This is a genomic window from Thalassotalea sp. PP2-459, assembly GCF_001913705.1.
GTDB lineage: Bacteria > Pseudomonadota > Gammaproteobacteria > Enterobacterales > Alteromonadaceae > Thalassotalea_C > Thalassotalea_C hakodatensis.
Window position 1 is genome coordinate 45800 of sequence record NZ_MKQD01000019.1, and the last position, 16842, is coordinate 62641.

Genomic DNA, 16842 nt, shown 5'->3' on the forward strand with positions numbered 1-16842 from the left:
CTTAGTGTTTAATAGAAATATTTTATCAAACACTTGAAATATAATTATTAAACTTATTAAAGCGTGCCGTTAGGTACGCATGTAAGGAAAGAGTTGTAACGCATCTTGAATGAGCGCTTCTTTGTGACTTTTCGCCAAATAAATTGCGTAAATATCGCGACTAAACTCAGGTGATTGAGGTACAAGAAATAACTTGTTTTTACGTAAATGTTCAAAACACATTTGCTTTGGCAAATAAGCGCATCCTCCTGCTTCTAAAATGAAGTTCAAAGCGATCCTCGGTTGGCTCATGTTATGCCTAATTACGGCCATATCACCTAATTCACGTAAAAATTGCGCGTTGACGGATTCGCCATAATCTACCATCACCATATTATTTAACGTGTTCAACTGCGCGGTACTATCTGTTGAAACCAATTGTAATGGTACGCTGCTGACTTTGTCTGTGACTAAATCTTCAACGTAAGGCGGCTCAAATAAAAACGCAATATCAACGAGTCGACTAATAACCTGTTTTCTAAGTTCCATTGGCGAGAACGTATGCGTGATCAGGTGTACATCATCTAAGTTTCGATGAATTTTCTGCAACCAGTCTTGTAACACAATATCCCAGATAGACATCATAGAGCCAACGAACAATTGGGCTGAATTTGCTTGTGCAACGCCAACCTCTTGTTTTAGCTTTTGCCACATAATAATCATGTCGTTAGCATGCTTTATTAAACGATGGCCTTCTGCCGTTAGTGTTAAGCGCTTATGAGTTCGATCAAAAAGCATTACACCTAGTTCTTGTTCAAGCTGTTTTATGCGGGTACTCACCGCTGCTTGAGTGATGAATAAATTTTCAGCAGCCACGCGAAAATGCAAGGTTTGACTAACTTCTAAAAAAGTACTTAAAAGTGCGAGTTTCATACTATGCTTTAATAAGAAAAATTTATTAAACAGTTTATTTTATTTCGTTTTAATAATCATGTTTTTTCAATTATCTTGCCACCAAATAGATTGAGAGTGAAAAAAATGAAAATAGCTATCTTATCGAGAAATCAAAATTTATATTCAACCCGCCGTTTAAAAGAGGCATGTATAGCACGAGGACATGAAGTCGATATCGTCGATACCCTACATTGTTATATGGATATCACCAGTAGTCGGCCGACGGTGCGATATCATGGTGAAGAATTACCAAAATATGATGCGATAATTCCACGTATAGGTGCATCAGTAACTTTTTATGGTACTGCTGTTGCAAGACAATTCGAAATGATGGGCACCTTTAATGTGAATGAGTCTGTGGCCATTAGTCGATCTCGTGACAAGCTACGTTCCTTACAATTATTATCGCGTAAAGGCATTGGCTTACCACGAACAGGCTTTGCCAGTAAGGCCGATAACATCAAAGATTTAATTAAAAATGTAGGTGGCGCACCACTCGTGATCAAATTACTTGAAGGTACGCAAGGGATAGGCGTAGTGCTGGCAGATACTGCAAAAGCGGCTGAAAGTATTATTGAAGCGTTTATGGGGTTAAAGGCTAATATTTTAGTTCAAGAGTTTGTTAAAGAAGCTGGCGGTGCTGATATTCGATGTTTAGTCGTGGGGGGACGTGTAGTAGCGGCCATGAAACGTCAAGGTCTAGAGGGTGAATTTCGATCTAACTTACACCGCGGAGGTTCGGCAGAGGTGATCAAACTGAGTAAAGAAGAACGCCTAACTGCCTTAAATGCAGCCAAAGTGATGGGATTAAACTTTTGTGGCGTAGACCTGTTACGTTCTCATAATGGCCCAATGGTAATGGAAGTGAATTCATCTCCAGGGCTAGAAGGTATAGAAACGGCAACGGGCTTAGATGTTGCATCTAAAGTAATTGAATTTATTGAAAAAAGTGCAAAAACCACCAGCAATAGAATGCGTGGAAAAGGGTAAGTCCCTTTTTTATAACACCTTTGTAGGAGAGATGTGTTGAATGAACTAAAAATAGGCGAACATATTATTTTGCCCGGAGAAATAAAAAATATTGCCTTACCAGTAGCAAAATTATATACCGATATGGATGTTCATCTACCTGTCTATATTGTGCGGGGAAAGAAACCAGGGCCAACGATTTTTGTCAGTGCTGCAGTACATGGTGACGAATTGAATGGCGTAGAGATTATTCGCCGGTTGATTAATTTAAAAGGATTTAAAATTAGTGCAGGTACTTTTATCGCCGTTCCGATGGTAAATGTATATGGCATGGTAAATCAAAGTCGCTATATGCCTGATAGACGAGATTTAAACCGTTGCTTTCCTGGTTCAGCGAAAGGTTCATTAGCAGGTCGAGTGGCGAACATATTTTTAAAAGAAATTGTTAGTCATTGCGATTATGGTATTGATTTGCATACTGGGGCTATTCATCGTTCTAATTTACCCCAGATCAGGGCGGATCTTGCTGATGAAGAAACGCTTGAGTTGGCTAAAATATTTGGTGTTCCGGTGATTTTGCATTCAAATATTATTGATGGTTCATTACGAGAAGCAGCGGTTGCTAATGACACTAAAGTCTTACTATATGAAGCGGGCGAAGCCTTGCGTTTTGATGAATTTTCAATTCGTGCGGGTATCAAAGGTATTGTGAATATATTGCGACACTTAAAAATGATGCCGAAACGTCGAACGGCAAAACGTAAAGAAAATCACTTTATTGCCAATCATAGTGGTTGGGTGAGAGGAAATGCTAGCGGCATTGTAACTCACCATTATTCGCTGGGTGATCAAGTGAAAAAAGGCGATGTGCTTGCCGATATCGGTTCGCCATTTGGCAAAGTGTTAGGGCAGGTAATAGCAAATAAAGATGGTGTTATTATAGGAAAACAGAATATCCCATTAGTACAAGAAGGTGAAGCAATGTACCACATTGCGTTCTTTTCTGAGGATGATCAGCATGTTGTTGATCATATTGATACCATTGAAGAAGAGCTCATTGGTAATATTGATAATAGTGAAGCATTAATATGAATGAAAGAATCATAATAGGTCGATTAGAAACGGTAAACCTGCCAGATCTTGAGATAAACCAGCTCACGGTACGGGTTGATACTGGCGCACAAACATCTTCATTACATGTTGATAATATTCAACGAATAAAAATCGGTAATAAACCAGGAGTGGCGTTTGATATTCATCCTGAAATACATAACGTTCAAAAGGTGGTTCGGCGTAAAGCCTTAGTGCATGATGTGCGTAAAATAAAATCATCCAATGGTATTAGTGAACAACGTTATGTGATTAAAACGGGTGCAAAACTCGGTGACTTTGAATGGGACATTGAAATAACACTTACAGATAGATCAGACATGACCTATCTGATGCTATTAGGCCGTGAAGCCTTAGGCTCGCATTTTTATGTTGATGCCGCTAATGTATTTGTTGCTTCCGATATAGGGGAAGAATGCTAATGTTAAGTGATGTACGTCGTTTATTAGACTATCCATTGTTCACCTTTAATGAAGAAACTGTCACGGTGATTGAGGTATTAGCTGTACCTCTTTGGATTATCGTAAGCTTGATTGCGGCAAAATTGGTGATTAGCAAGGTCGCCAATGTACTTAAAGCGAGGAATAAAGATCCAAACTTTATTCAGCTCATTGAGCGAGTGCTTTATGTGGTAGTACTCGTGGCTATTTTCTTTGCGACTTTAGCTGTTTTGAAAGTACCTATCACAGCTTTTGCTTTTTTATCGGGTGCTATTGCCATTGGCTTTGGTTTTGGTGCGCAAAATATCATAAATAACTTTATTAGTGGTTGGATCTTGATCGGAGAAAAACCGATTAGAATCGGAGACTTTCTTGAGCTTGAAGGTGTAAAAGGCGTGGTCGAAGAAATAAATACTCGCTCTACCCGAGTTCGGCGGGTAGATGGTGTACATATGTTGATCCCCAACAGTAAGCTGCTTGAAAACACGGTTATTAACTGGACATTGCGTGATAAATTGATACGTGGAACTGTCAGTGTCGGCGTACAATACGGCAGCAACTGTGATCAAGTTGCCCGTATTATGTTAGATGTCACGAATGAACAAGAGGAAGTATTGCAATCACCTAAGGCACAAGTATTTTTCCAAGAGTTTGGTGACAATGCGTTAGTGTTTGAAGTGTACTTTTGGATTAACTCTCAAGTTGAAGGGGGATTAAGACATGTTGCTAGTAATATTAGGTTTGCCTTAAATCGAGAATTTAATCAAGATGGTATTGTCGTGGCATTTCCACAACGTGATATTCATCTTGACGGCGCTATTGAAATTAGCCGAAAAAAATAAGACTTGTTAGTTCACAGGTAACGGCGAAGCAAAATCATATTGCATAACCTTGTCAGTCGTTAACATCAACGTTAAGCTACAAAAAGCAATGCATTTTTGCGAAGAAAGCTATCAGATAATAAGTGCGTACAAATTTAATTGAACTTAATTATAAGGGTGTAGAATGGACAATAAACTCATACTGATAATTTTAGCTGTATTACTGCCACCTATTGGCGTGTTTTTGAAAAAAGGCGTAGGACAAGATTTATTAATTAATATTATTCTGTGTTTTATTTTCTGGGTGCCTGCTGTTATTCATGCTGTTTGGTTGGTTACAAAACAAGAGCATTATTAACGTAACGCGAACCTAAATTAGCAATCAGTGATCAACAGGCCCTAGTTATTGATCACTGATTGCAAATGAATCGTTTATTCAAAGCTTTCTGACTAAAACTTTTTATCTCATCGTTAAACGATGTAAATCATTCATCTTTATTTAAATCCTCAATTAAATCCTTCCTTGAGTTGATTAAAGTGAGTACTCGCTTTCTCTTCATTTTTGAGTCGCTGGTATTTATTTACGGTTTACGGTGCTGACTTAACATTCAGAAAAACCGAACGTTAAAATCAAGTTATTCTAATTTCCTAATCAACTGGTGTTGTTTATCATTTCCTCATCGAAGCACTTTTGCTTCATCAACTTAAGAAAAGAGGAAATACTCATGGCGAAGATTGGTCAATCAATCCCAACATTTACGGCGACAGCGTTCCAAAATGGTGAATTTACTGAAATATCATCTGAGGGGGTTAAAGGTAAATGGTCGATATTTTTATTTTACCCAGCAGATTTTACGTTCGTTTGCCCTACAGAGTTAGAAGATATGGCAAATCAATATGAAGAATTACAGCAATTGGGCGTGGAAGTCTATGCCGTGTCAACCGATACACATTTCTCACATAAAGCGTGGCATGACTCAAGTGATGCTATTGGCAAAATTAACTTTCCAATGCTTGGCGATCAAACGGGCAAAATAACGCGCGGTTTTGATGTGATGATCGAAGAAGATCATATGGCACATCGAGGTACTTTTTTGGCCGATCCAGATGGCATTATTCAAGTAGCTGAAATTCATGCAGGAGGCATTGGTCGCTCTGCAAAAGATATGGTACGCAAAGTTAAGGCTGCTCAATACGTACGAGAAAATGACGGTGAAGTTTGTCCGGCAGCTTGGGAACAAGGTGAAGCAACCTTAACGCCTAGCTTAGATTTAGTCGGCAAGATTTAAGACTTTTTTACTTAGGTGGGCGGTCGTGCTCACCTTTCACCATCCCTATTGAATGATATAAAGGTAAAACAATGTTAACTAACGATATTTTAAATGCATTAAAAACTTACACCGCGACAATGGCAAATGATGTGACACTTGTTTTACAAACGGGTGAGCATGAAAAACGTAGTGCACTCAAAGACTTCTTAACTCAACTAGTATCAGTCAGTGATAAATTGCAGTTAGTAGAGCGTGATAACGCTTTACGTAGTCCTATTTCTTTCGAGCTTGAAGTTGATGGTGTTCGTAATGGTATAGAGTTCTCTGGAACACCCTCAGGTCATGAGTTTAATTCACTGGTGCTGGCGATATTACAATCATCAGGCACAGCATTAAAACTAGATAAGCATGTGCAAACATTGGTTAAAAGTGTTGACCAGCCCTTACATTTTGAGGTGTTTATTAGTTTAAGCTGTCATAACTGCCCGGATGTAGTGCAAGCGTTAAATCAGTTCGCCTTACTTAATGAGAATATTAGTAGCGAGATGATTGATGGCGGTGAATTTCAACCGTTAATTGAAGAACGTGGCATACAAGGTGTACCAAGCGTTTATTTAAATGGTGAGTTATTTGCCAATGGTAAAGTGGATACGGCTCAGTTATTAGACAAGTTGTTGCAAAAATTTCCAACTATTTCACAAGTCACAGAAACTGAAGCACTTCCCTTACAAGATATTACCGTAATAGGCGGTGGTCCTGCTGGTGTGGCTTCTGCAATTTACGCAGCCCGAAAAGGCCTTAAAGTCACTATGGTTGCTGATCGCATTGGCGGGCAAGTAAAAGACACGGTAGGTATCGAAAATTTAATTTCCGTACCTCAAACGACAGGTACTGAATTAACCAAAAACCTTTATAGCCATCTAACCGAATACGATATTACGCTAAAAGAGCATGTTCGCGTTGATAAGATTGAAAAAGGAAAGACGAAATCTCTTACCTTATCTACTGGTGAGGTTATTAATACAAAAGCATTAATTATTGCGACTGGCGCAAAATGGCGGGAACTTGGTGTACCAGGTGAAAAAGAAAATGTCGGTAACGGTGTTGCTTATTGTCCGCATTGCGATGGGCCTTTCTTTAAGGGCAAAGACGTTGCTGTTGTTGGTGGTGGTAATTCAGGTATTGAAGCTGCGTTAGATTTAGCTGGTATGGTAAATCATGTGACTGTTTTTGAGTTTTTATCTGATTTTAAAGCTGATAAGTTATTGGTTGATAAAGCAAAAGCAAGTGATAATATCACCTTGATCAATAATGCAGCAGCGAAAGAAGTTATTGCTGATAATGGTAAGGTTGTTGCCATTGATTATCTTGATAGAACAACAGATCAAGTGCATAGAAAACACCTAGCGGGCATTTTTGTTCAAATAGGCTTGTTACCTAATAGCGAGTTCCTTAAAGGTATTGTGGAATTAACACCACACGGTGAAGTGATCATTGATGAAAAAGGTCAAACGTCGGAACCTGGTATATTTGCTTGTGGTGATGTAACAACTGTTCCTTATAAACAGATAGTGGTAGCAATGGGTGAAGGAGCAAAAGCAGCACTTTCAGCGTTTGATCACTTAATACGTCAGTAAATTTTTACTGCAATAGCTTGTTAAGCCTACTTAGATAGTAGGCTTTTTTTATTTTAGGTGATGAATCACGTTGATATCACGGAACAAGGTAAGTAGCATAAGAACAGCTCTCATTTTGATTAATCTATCGTACAAATTTTAATTAAGTTTTTTTACATTCACCTATTAACATTGAGATTTATGATTAAAAAATACAAAGTTATTATTGGTATCAGTACTGTATTTGCAATTCTTTTTGCCTATCTAACTTTAGGCACGGCGGGGCTCGTTACCTATTTTGTCAATAAAGGTTTACCAAACAGTGCGCTAATTGCTGACATCAAAAAGGTACGTTTAAACCCTTTTACTTTATCGATCAATGTAGAGTCAGTGACATTAGCTCATCAATCTAAACAATTTTTAGTTATTGATGAACTTGCTGTTGATTTGCAATGGCGGCAATTAATTAAAGGTAACCTTGTGGTTGAACAAGGCACTGTAAACGGCGGTACATTAAGCGCTCAATGGTCAGAAAACGGTCTTACCTTTGCCGGTTGGGATCCTACCAAATCTGCAGATAGTGATACAGAAGCAAAAAGTGCTTCCGAATCAAATGTGATGTTAAACAATATGCGCATATTAGCTTTCAATATTGATTTGGCAGCGAATACTGTACATCAATGGCAAATTGCAGAGCTAACCCTGTCTAACACGCTATTGAATGCTAAAGGCGTTATCGGTGATGTATCGCTTCAAAGTATGTTGAACAACGAAGAATTTGCGTTGATCTCATCATTTAAAAAAACGACAGAAGCCGTTACGTTAGATATTGAAACAATGAAAGCAGGTGTCAACATTGATGCCTTAAACCAATGGTTACCTGAAACCTATAAAACCGCTAAAGGTAAGTTTAATACTGAACTGTCGGCAAAAATCACTCAAGAAGATGAACAATGGCACATTAACCTAGGTAAATCGTCGATAAAAGGTAGTGAGCTTAGTTTGCCTATTGAGGTTAATAAGCAGCCAACTATCCTAAAGGCAAACAAATTCCAGCTAACCCTTGATGACAGCTCAATAAAATGGGAAAGCCCGACACAGTCTCTTGAAGGTACGTTGTATTCTCAAGCTTCTATTGAACAACTTTTATGGCGCCAACCTGAATCCGATGATTTAATTTTTTCACTTGAAGCGCTTAATTTACAAGGCTCTGAAATTAAATTAGCCGACCCAGAAAATATTCAACTGACGTTTCAAAATTTATTGTTATCTGACGGTAAGGTTTCACAGAAGTCTAAGGTGCCAGAAACGTTATCAAAAAATATAGTTGAGTTAAAACCTTTGCTAACTTTCCATCAAATTGATTTTAGCAACGCGGCGATTGATCAATCACGAGTTACCTTTGAAGAGATTGTGGCAAAAGTTGATAAAGTGACACTATATAAAACAAAAACTAATGCTATTGAAAATTTAGTATTAACTAATCAAAAGAATGAAGACAACGAAAAATCAATAACAGCTGAGAAAGAAACTATTGTCCAAACTGAAGGTGATGACAATACCCCTGAAAATGATAAAGGCGCGATAGCGTTAACCATTAATAAGCTTGATATCTCTGGAGACTCTCATGTGATATTGCATGATTTCACTGCATCAGAGCCTGTTATTCAAGATATTGTGCTGGAAACATTAGTGGTTCATGACATATCGTCGGAAAAAAATGCAAAGCCGGCACGTTTTGAGTTACTTGGGCATTTAGATAAACGCTCAATGGTAAAAATGGAAGGTGAAATAACGCCTTTTGAACCGGCGAAAACCCTGAAAATTAAAGGGGAAATGAAAACCGTTAACTTGACACAATTTTCACCTTATGTGGTAGATATTATTGGCCACAAAATAAAACAAGGCCAGCTAAACGCAATCATAAATCTTACTGTAGATAACAATGACATTTCTGGAAAGGTTGCAACAAATATTAAAGCCATTGCGCTATCACCGCATATTGGTCAAACACACAAAGTCACAAGTAACCATTTAGTGCCACTAAACGTAGCAATCGGTCAATTAACCGATTCAAAAGGTAATATAACGATTGATATACCACTGACCGGCCATTTTGATGATCCTAATTTTGGTTTATCAGGTTTTGTCTCTTTGATCACAACAAAGGCATTAAAGCGAGGAGCAAGAAATTATTTAATGCAAACATTTGTGCCTTATTCCAATATCATTTCTGTCGCTATGATGGCCGGAGATTCTTTATTTGCCATTAATGTTGATGACTTAAACTATTCAGCAAAACAAGTACCGCTAGCGGATAAACAACAAAAATTTGCTGATGATGTCGCTAAAATTTTAACCGATAAAGATCATATTCAAATGACCGTATGCCCAGTAATTGGCAAAGCGGATGTTCAAGGTGAACAACGCAAGGGTAATTTATCCCCGCAACAATTAGCAGAAGTACGACAACTTGGGCAACAAAGGTTAGAAACGTTTATTGATTATCTTGTTGATGAAAAACAAGTCAGTCATGACAGAATAGTGTCGTGTTCCACTGAAATTGATCTTAATTCAGCACTAGGAAAATTAACCTTTTCGTTAGATTAAATTATCCGTTTTGTTGTTGTGCTTTTAACTCTACTTGTTGAATACGCCAAGCCTTTAATGCAGCGTAGTAGTGATCCCATACGCAAGGGTTGCAGGCACTGTCACAACATTCGTAGTCTGCCGGTGGTTGTGGTTTTTCTAATAGTGTTGATTCAGTCATAACGGCTTATCAAAGTAAATGTGCTAATCAATGTGATGATGATACACCAACGAGAGAAACGCAGAAATAAAAAAGCCTCATAATTTACATGAGGCTTTGGGTACTCGTTTTATTTGATTGTAAAGCTATTCGCTTTCAGCAAGCTTTTTCTCAAGATAATGGATATTTGCGCCACCATTAACAAAGCCTTGATCATTCAAAATATCTTGATGCAAAGCGATGTTAGTTTTTATGCCATCAACGACCAACTCACTTAGCGCATTACGCATACGAGCAATAGCAACGTCACGGTTATCACCCCACGTTATTAGCTTTCCGATCATCGAATCGTAATGAGGAGGAACCGAATAGTCAGCGTAAATGTGAGAATCCCAACGTACACCTAATCCACCTGGGGGATGAAAACGAGTAATTTTACCCGGCGAAGGAATAAACGTGCGTGGATCTTCAGCATTAATTCGGCACTCAATAGAGTGGCCAGCAATTTTTATATCTTCTTGTGTACAAGAAAGCGGTAAACCTGCAGCCACACGAAGCTGTTCTTTAATTAAGTCAACGCCAGTGATCATTTCTGTAACAGGGTGCTCTACTTGTATACGAGTATTCATTTCAATGAAGTAGAACTCTCCATTCTCATAAAGAAACTCAAAGGTGCCCGCGCCACGATAATTAATCTCAATACAAGCATTACAACAACGTTCACCAATTTTAGCGCGCATTTCTGGTGTAATACCTGGCGCAGGTGCTTCTTCCACTACTTTTTGGTGGCGGCGTTGCATCGAACAATCCCGTTCACCTAAATGAATTGCACCACCTTGACCGTCGGCAACAATTTGTATTTCAACATGGCGTGGATTTTCAAGGAATTTTTCCATGTAAACCATGTCATTTTTAAAGATGGTGCCAGCTTCTCTTTTCGTTAAACTAATAGAGTCAATTAGTTCATCTTCACTACGAACAACGCGCATACCTCGGCCACCACCGCCGCCAGCAGCTTTAACAATTACCGGGTATCCAATGCGCTTTGCATGGGCTTTGTTTAACTCATCATCATCTGTTAATGGGCCATCAGAACCAGGTACACAAGGTACTCCAGCTGCTTTCATGGCTTGTATCGCAGACACTTTATCGCCCATGATACGAATACTTTCTGCTTTTGGCCCTATGAAGGCAAAACCAGAGTTTTCAACTTGTTCTGCAAAATCAGCATTTTCAGCTAAGAAACCATATCCAGGATGTATCGCGACGGCATTCGTTACTTCAGCTGCAGTAATAATCGCAGGTATATTTAAATAACTGTCAGGTGCAGGCGCTTTACCAATACAAATAGTTTCATCAGCTAATAAAACATGTTTTAAGTTTTGATCTGCTGTTGAATGAACGGCTACGGTTTTTATCCCTAGCTCTTTACATGCGCGTAATATTCTTAGCGCAATTTCGCCTCGATTGGCGATAACAACTTTATCTAACATGGAATTACCCTTCTTTATGTTGGGCTTATTCAATGATGAATAGCGGTTGGTCGAATTCAATAGCGTCTTCGTTTTGCGCTAAAACTTCCTTAATAACACCGGACTTGTCTGCTTCTATTTGATTCATCATTTTCATTGCCTCAACGATACACAATGTATCACCAGCGTTAACATGTTGACCTACCTCAACGAATGCAGGAGCATCTGGCGATGCTGAAGAATAAAAAGTGCCTACCATAGGAGAACGAACAACGTGACCTGTTAATGCTGCTGGAGCAGATTCGGCATTTGCCGCCGGTGCTGCTGGGGCAGGAGGTGCCGATGCTGGAGCAGGTGCAGGCGCGGCTTGCATCATAGGTGCAGATTGCACATAAGTATTGCCTTTATTGATGCGAATTGATTCTTCCCCTTCAGAAATTTCAATTTCATTAATACCTGACTCTTCAACAAGTTCGATTAATTTTTTAATTTTACGAATATCCATGAAAATACCTTACTTAAATGAGTGTAAATGTTGTCAGTAGTCACTACTGACGATTGTTGTCTTGTAAATATTGATGTGCTGCCGATAATGCGAATTGATATCCCTGCGGTCCTAAGCCACAAATAACGCCAATAGCTTTATCACTAAAATAAGAATGATGGCGAAAAGGTTCGCGAGCGTGCACATTAGATAGATGTACTTCTATAAAAGGAATATCAACAGCGGCTAATGCATCACGAATAGCGACACTGGTATGCGTAAACGCGGCAGGGTTAATAAGTATAAAGTCTATTTTGTTATGTGCCTGATGTATGGCATTGATCAACTCATGCTCTGCATTTGACTGCACGTGGCTAAATTCAATATTAAATTTTTCTGCAGATATTGTTATTTCGTCTATTAGTTGTGCTAACGAAAGCGAGCCGTAAATTTCGGGTTCGCGTTTTCCTAACATATTTAGGTTAGGGCCATTTAACAATAAAACTTGGTATTTTGTAGTCATCTGCATCGAAAATGTCGCTAATATTAGTTTAAGCCCTATATTTACATAAAATTAATCATTATGAAACGGCTTGCTATAAAAAACTAAACTTTTACTTGGTTTGCCGATTATTATAGTGTTTTCGGCGACAATCGCAGCAAAATACTGGTCTAATCTCTTTAGGTTGATAATTAACCGCATTTTTTTTCTGGTGATTTGAGATAATTACGCTAAAATTATTAAAATAGTTAAACATTTAAGTTGTTGAAATGTAGGAAGGTAATGGTCAAAATTACTGACCGCTATATATAATTTCCGCCATTTTGAATATAAGTGGATTCTCTAATAAGGATATTGTTATCAGTCGATATATCTCATTAAGCCTTTTTTGTATTCTGCTTTATTTTAGTTCCCCTGTTTTTGGGGTAGAAATCATTGCGCATAAAGCCGTTGCTCAGAAGTCTTTAACTGTGGCACAACTACGTCGAATTTATACCATGCGCCAAGTAAGGTGGTCTGATAATTCACCAATTAAGATCTTTGTCCTGCCGAGCAATCATCCATTACATCAAAAATTTGCACAAGAAAAACTCAGTATCTTGCCATATAAGCTAGACCGAATTTGGAATAAACTCACCTTTTCTGGGTTGGGGGTTGCACCAACGATTGTTGAAACGCCTGAATTATTAATCAAAGCGGTGAGTGCTACCCCTGGTGCCTTAGGGTACGTGGAAAACGTAACAAAGGAAGATATCGTCAATGTTATTGAAATTTCCCTGTAATACATTTATCCGTTCAGTGACTGATAGCGCTCGTAAAGGAGCTTTTGTTGTATGTCTGCTGGCTACAAGTAATCTTGCCGTTGGTAATGAAGAGCAAGATATACAATTACACGGCTTCGTGGCTCAAGGCTTGATTGATGTTGACGGCAGCAACTATGTAAATAATGATGAAAAACCGTCTGCTGAATTAACAGAGTTAGGTTTTAATGCCTCATATCAATATTCTGATAATTTACGTTTTTCTGGGCAAGCGGTTTACCTAAATGGAGGGAATCGTTATGTCGAAGGCTTTCATATTGATTATTTATTAATGGACTGGTCAGCATTCACCAATGATAAATGGCAGGTGAATTTATATTTAGGGCGTATTAAAAACTACCATTGGTTGTATTCCAGCACGAGAGACGTACCAATGACTAGGCCAAGTATTATTTTACCGCAATCAGTATATTTTGATGCCACACGTAATATGTCTGTGGGTGGAGACGGCGGCGCACTTACGGCTAAATATTTTAGCGATGACTTAGGTGACTTTGATTTTCGTATCAGTTCGAGTTATTCAAATATTTCAGATGAACAAGCGAAAATTATTCTAGGACCAATGTCAAATGGCGATCTAGCGCATAAGGCTGATTTCCAATCCAGTGTCTATTGGGCACCATTGGGTACTAATTGGCGATTTGGCTTAGCCATGACAGATGCGACTTTTCAGTATGAGAAAGAACGAGAAAGTGCATTTACCGATGGTGATCTGGCTTTGACGAGACACTATCTTAATGGCGAATACCAAGGAGATAATTGGACATTTAGTTTCGAGTTGCTACAAGAAAAAATGAAGCTTGAAGGCTTTATGTCAGACACATTTATTCAAGAAAAAACAGGCCAAGGTGGTTTTGCTCAGTTGGAATATATTTATGGTACGAATGTGAAACTACTAGGTCGCTTGGAACATTATTATGCCGATAAAGACGATAAAACGGGCGCACACCTAGCTGAAACTACCAATGGATTTGTCCCTAAGCACTTTGGCTACCAGCATGAGGCTGTTATTGGTGCTACCATTGATATTACCACTAATGTTCAAATACAACTTGAGCACCATTGGGTAAAAGGTACTGCGAGGTTAACCCCCGTAGTGCTGCCAAACCCTTTGGTTAATAATCATGAATATTGGCAAATTTCTGCAATACAAATTGTGTACTGGTTCTAAATGATGAATAAAATATTTATTAGTGTGCCAACTAAGTTATTGCTATTGGTCATTAGCGCACTTTTGTTAATGAGTATTGGTATTTCGATGATGTCGCTTTCTCGTTTACAGCAAGAATTTAAAGACTTTCAAGATGAGAAAATAGCACAAGGCCAAAATCAGTTTGCGATGCAAACCAGTACTGACAAAGAAAAGTTAAGCTTGTGGATCGAATCATTTTCTGATGTTCTACAGCTAGCAACTAAAGATAATTACTCATTATCACAAGCCTTTGAACGGCAGTATGATGCATTACAAATGAATCAAAATGTTGAAAATATTTGGTTGTTCAATGAAAGTAATCAGTTACTTTATACAACTGCTGATGCTCACCCTAAAGTAAGTTTAGCGGCAAAAAAAGTGATCAAACACAAAGAACCTGACTATCAACTTTTTTGCGATGTAGCATGCGAGCAATTAGTTGTCGTGCCGTTACTGGGTGCTGATGGAAGTTTCCACGTTGTTGCGATGACTATGTCTTTACTTGATGTCATTTATTCTATTAACCAAGTACTACAAAGTGAAATATCTGTCGTCAGTTTTGACCATAACCAAAAAACGTCATCTACTAATCCGCGGTTCCTTTCTACTTCTAATGCCAAGCTGATGAATGACCTTTTTGAAAAATTAGAGAGTAATATCTCCGCTCAAGATATTAGGGAGTCGGGACTAGAAATGACCTTAGGAGATCAAAGTTATTTGGTGAACTTAATGAAGTTGGCAAACACAGAAGATAAACAATTTTACATTGCCTTAGTTGATAATGTCAGTTCAATTAAACAAGAATACAGGCAACAAGTGTTACAGTTTTTATTCTCTGCAGTATTGATATTCATTACGCTAGCCGTTTTGGTTTATTTGGTTGCTAGCCCGTTTACCAACCGTATTTTAACCTTATCAAGTGCTTTACCGTTATTAGCAAGAAAAGAATTTGAGCAATTTCGGCAAATTCGCTTAAAACGCCGCCGATTACTAGCTGATGAACTCGATATTGTAGCCGATTCTGCCACCGAGTTAAGTTATGAGTTAGAGCAGTTAAACATTGAGGTGGAGCAGAAAACCAAAGAGCTTGAAAATATTGCCATGTATGACCTGTTAACGGGCTTACCTAATCGTAATATGCTGAATTACCAGTTGCGTAAAGCGGTAGCCAATATTGGCCGAGTAGGCAAAGGTATTGCGGTATTGTTTCTTGATTTAGATGACTTTAAAAAGGTAAATGACAGCCATGGTCATGGTGAAGGCGACAAGTTGCTCATTGAAGCTGCTAATCGCGTGAGAGTGAGTGTTCGTCATGTTGACTTAGCCTGTAGGTTTGGTGGTGATGAGTTTGTTGTCGTATTAGGGCATTTAAATTCAGTGGAGGATGCGATACCTATTGCGGATAAAATTTTACAACGATTTAAAGCGCCAATTCGTATTGATTCTAGTATATTTTATGTATCCACTAGTATCGGTATTGCATACAGTGAAGATGAAATAACCAAGCCTGAGTTATTAGTCAGCCAAGCCGATATTGCTATGTATGAAGCCAAAGATCATGGCGGTGCTCAATATCATATTTATCATGCTGATATGTATCAGCGTGTTGCGCACCGTGTAATGATGGAAACGGAAGTGCGTCAAGCCTTAGCAAAAGGACAGTTCAGCTTGAGTTTGCAACCTCAATTGTTGACAAAAACAAAACAGTTGTACGGATTTGAAGCATTGTTACGTTGGAAACACCCTGAAAAAGGGATGATATCTCCCGATGACTTTATTCCAATATTAGAAAACTCTGAACATATGGTAGAACTTGGTTATTGGGTCATTCGCAGATGTTTCGAGTTGTTAAAAAAACTGGATGCATTGGGCTTACATGACGTAAAAATGGCAATAAATTTATCGGCGGGACAATTTATTGATAACAACCTTCCTCATTATTTACATCATTTATTGGATGAGTTTAATGTCGGAGCTGATCGCTTTGAATTAGAGTTGACAGAGCAAACCCTAGTCAAAGATATTGATCGTGCGATAGATACCATGAACTTACTAAAGGAAAATGGTTTTAGTTTTGCCATTGACGATTTTGGCACAGGCTACTCTTCCTTGGCATATATTAAGAAAATGCCAATTGACGTGATTAAAATTGATAAAAGTTTTATTTTTGGCATGTTAGAAAATCATGCTGATTATCAGATCATTATGTCGACAATCGCTATGGTTAAAAACTTAGGGCTAACGGTTATTGCAGAGGGGGTTGAAAGTAGTGCGCAGCTGAGAAGCTTAACCGAAAGTGACTGCGATATTATCCAAGGGTATTATTTTTCCAAGCCGATCCCAGAAGTTGACATTCTTGGCTTTGTTGAAACACAGTTTGTTAACGGTTATTGGAAAACTCAACCAACAATATCTACTACTTCTTGAGCTCTTCTTGCAGCTAAGTCGTGAGAGTAAAGTAT

Annotated in this window: 16 protein-coding genes; 11 read left to right on the top strand and 5 right to left on the bottom strand. The window is 38.4% G+C overall.

The features are described from left to right. Window positions 1–69: 69 nt before the first annotated feature. Window positions 70–912, bottom strand: a complete 843-nt coding sequence (locus BI291_RS03650; protein ID WP_074496397.1) for a LysR family transcriptional regulator — start codon at window positions 910–912, stop codon at window positions 70–72. A gap of 105 nt (window positions 913–1017) precedes the next feature. Here BI291_RS03650 and rimK point away from each other — a divergent pair, with 105 nt between their 5' ends. The 8 genes from rimK to BI291_RS03690 all read left to right on the top strand — a co-directional run bounded on the left by rimK (window position 1018) and on the right by BI291_RS03690 (window position 9770). Next, window positions 1018–1923: a 30S ribosomal protein S6--L-glutamate ligase gene (rimK, locus tag BI291_RS03655; protein ID WP_074496398.1), complete on the top strand. Its 906-nt coding sequence runs from the start codon at window positions 1018–1020 to the stop codon at window positions 1921–1923. Between the two features lie 36 nt (window positions 1924–1959). Beyond that, complete coding sequence (locus BI291_RS03660; protein ID WP_074496520.1) at window positions 1960–2994, top strand: succinylglutamate desuccinylase/aspartoacylase family protein; 1035 nt, start codon at window positions 1960–1962, stop codon at window positions 2992–2994. Then, window positions 2991–3434: a RimK/LysX family protein gene (locus tag BI291_RS03665; RefSeq protein ID WP_074496399.1), complete on the top strand. Its 444-nt coding sequence runs from the start codon at window positions 2991–2993 to the stop codon at window positions 3432–3434. Before BI291_RS03660 ends, BI291_RS03665 begins: the two co-directional genes overlap by 4 nt. Then, window positions 3434–4294: a mechanosensitive ion channel family protein gene (locus BI291_RS03670; RefSeq protein WP_074496400.1), complete on the top strand. Its 861-nt coding sequence runs from the start codon at window positions 3434–3436 to the stop codon at window positions 4292–4294. Before BI291_RS03665 ends, BI291_RS03670 begins: the two co-directional genes overlap by 1 nt. 163 nt (window positions 4295–4457) lie before the next feature. Next, window positions 4458–4631: a YqaE/Pmp3 family membrane protein gene (locus BI291_RS03675; RefSeq protein ID WP_074496401.1), complete on the top strand. Its 174-nt coding sequence runs from the start codon at window positions 4458–4460 to the stop codon at window positions 4629–4631. A gap of 367 nt (window positions 4632–4998) precedes the next feature. Continuing rightward, complete coding sequence (gene ahpC / locus BI291_RS03680; protein WP_074496402.1) at window positions 4999–5562, top strand: alkyl hydroperoxide reductase subunit C; 564 nt, start codon at window positions 4999–5001, stop codon at window positions 5560–5562. Window positions 5563–5633: 71 nt separating this feature from the next. Then, window positions 5634–7181, top strand: coding sequence for an alkyl hydroperoxide reductase subunit F (gene ahpF, locus BI291_RS03685; protein ID WP_074496403.1), 1548 nt, complete (start codon window positions 5634–5636; stop codon window positions 7179–7181). Window positions 7182–7361: 180 nt separating this feature from the next. Beyond that, complete coding sequence (locus tag BI291_RS03690) at window positions 7362–9770, top strand: DUF748 domain-containing protein (protein WP_074496404.1); 2409 nt, start codon at window positions 7362–7364, stop codon at window positions 9768–9770. Window position 9771: 1 nt separating this feature from the next. Here the strand turns inward: BI291_RS03690 and BI291_RS03695 are convergent, their stop codons facing one another. The 4 genes from BI291_RS03695 to aroQ all read right to left on the bottom strand — a co-directional run bounded on the left by BI291_RS03695 (window position 9772) and on the right by aroQ (window position 12388). Next, complete coding sequence (locus tag BI291_RS03695; protein WP_074496405.1) at window positions 9772–9930, bottom strand: oxidoreductase-like domain-containing protein; 159 nt, start codon at window positions 9928–9930, stop codon at window positions 9772–9774. A 125-nt stretch (window positions 9931–10055) separates the two neighbouring features. After that, the gene (accC, locus tag BI291_RS03700) at window positions 10056–11402 is read right to left on the bottom strand and encodes an acetyl-CoA carboxylase biotin carboxylase subunit (protein WP_074496406.1); all 1347 of its coding nucleotides are present in this window, start codon (window positions 11400–11402) and stop codon (window positions 10056–10058) included. Between the two features lie 25 nt (window positions 11403–11427). Further along, window positions 11428–11886, bottom strand: a complete 459-nt coding sequence (gene accB / locus BI291_RS03705; RefSeq protein WP_074496407.1) for an acetyl-CoA carboxylase biotin carboxyl carrier protein — start codon at window positions 11884–11886, stop codon at window positions 11428–11430. A 43-nt stretch (window positions 11887–11929) separates the two neighbouring features. Beyond that, entirely contained in the window at window positions 11930–12388 is a 459-nt protein-coding gene (gene aroQ / locus BI291_RS03710; protein ID WP_074496408.1) for a type II 3-dehydroquinate dehydratase, read from the bottom strand. Window positions 12389–12837: 449 nt separating this feature from the next. Between aroQ and BI291_RS03715 the strand changes: the two genes are divergently transcribed. Genes BI291_RS03715 through BI291_RS03725 form a run of 3 tightly spaced genes read left to right on the top strand, consistent with a single transcriptional unit; the run spans window position 12838 to window position 16807 of the window. Next, window positions 12838–13149, top strand: coding sequence for a hypothetical protein (locus BI291_RS03715; RefSeq protein ID WP_139302545.1), 312 nt, complete (start codon window positions 12838–12840; stop codon window positions 13147–13149). Beyond that, window positions 13127–14359: a hypothetical protein gene (locus tag BI291_RS03720; RefSeq protein WP_083601883.1), complete on the top strand. Its 1233-nt coding sequence runs from the start codon at window positions 13127–13129 to the stop codon at window positions 14357–14359. The genes BI291_RS03715 and BI291_RS03720 overlap by 23 nt, the downstream gene beginning before the upstream one ends. Next, window positions 14360–16807, top strand: coding sequence for an EAL domain-containing protein (locus BI291_RS03725; RefSeq protein ID WP_074496409.1), 2448 nt, complete (start codon window positions 14360–14362; stop codon window positions 16805–16807). Window positions 16808–16842: the final 35 nt, after the last annotated feature.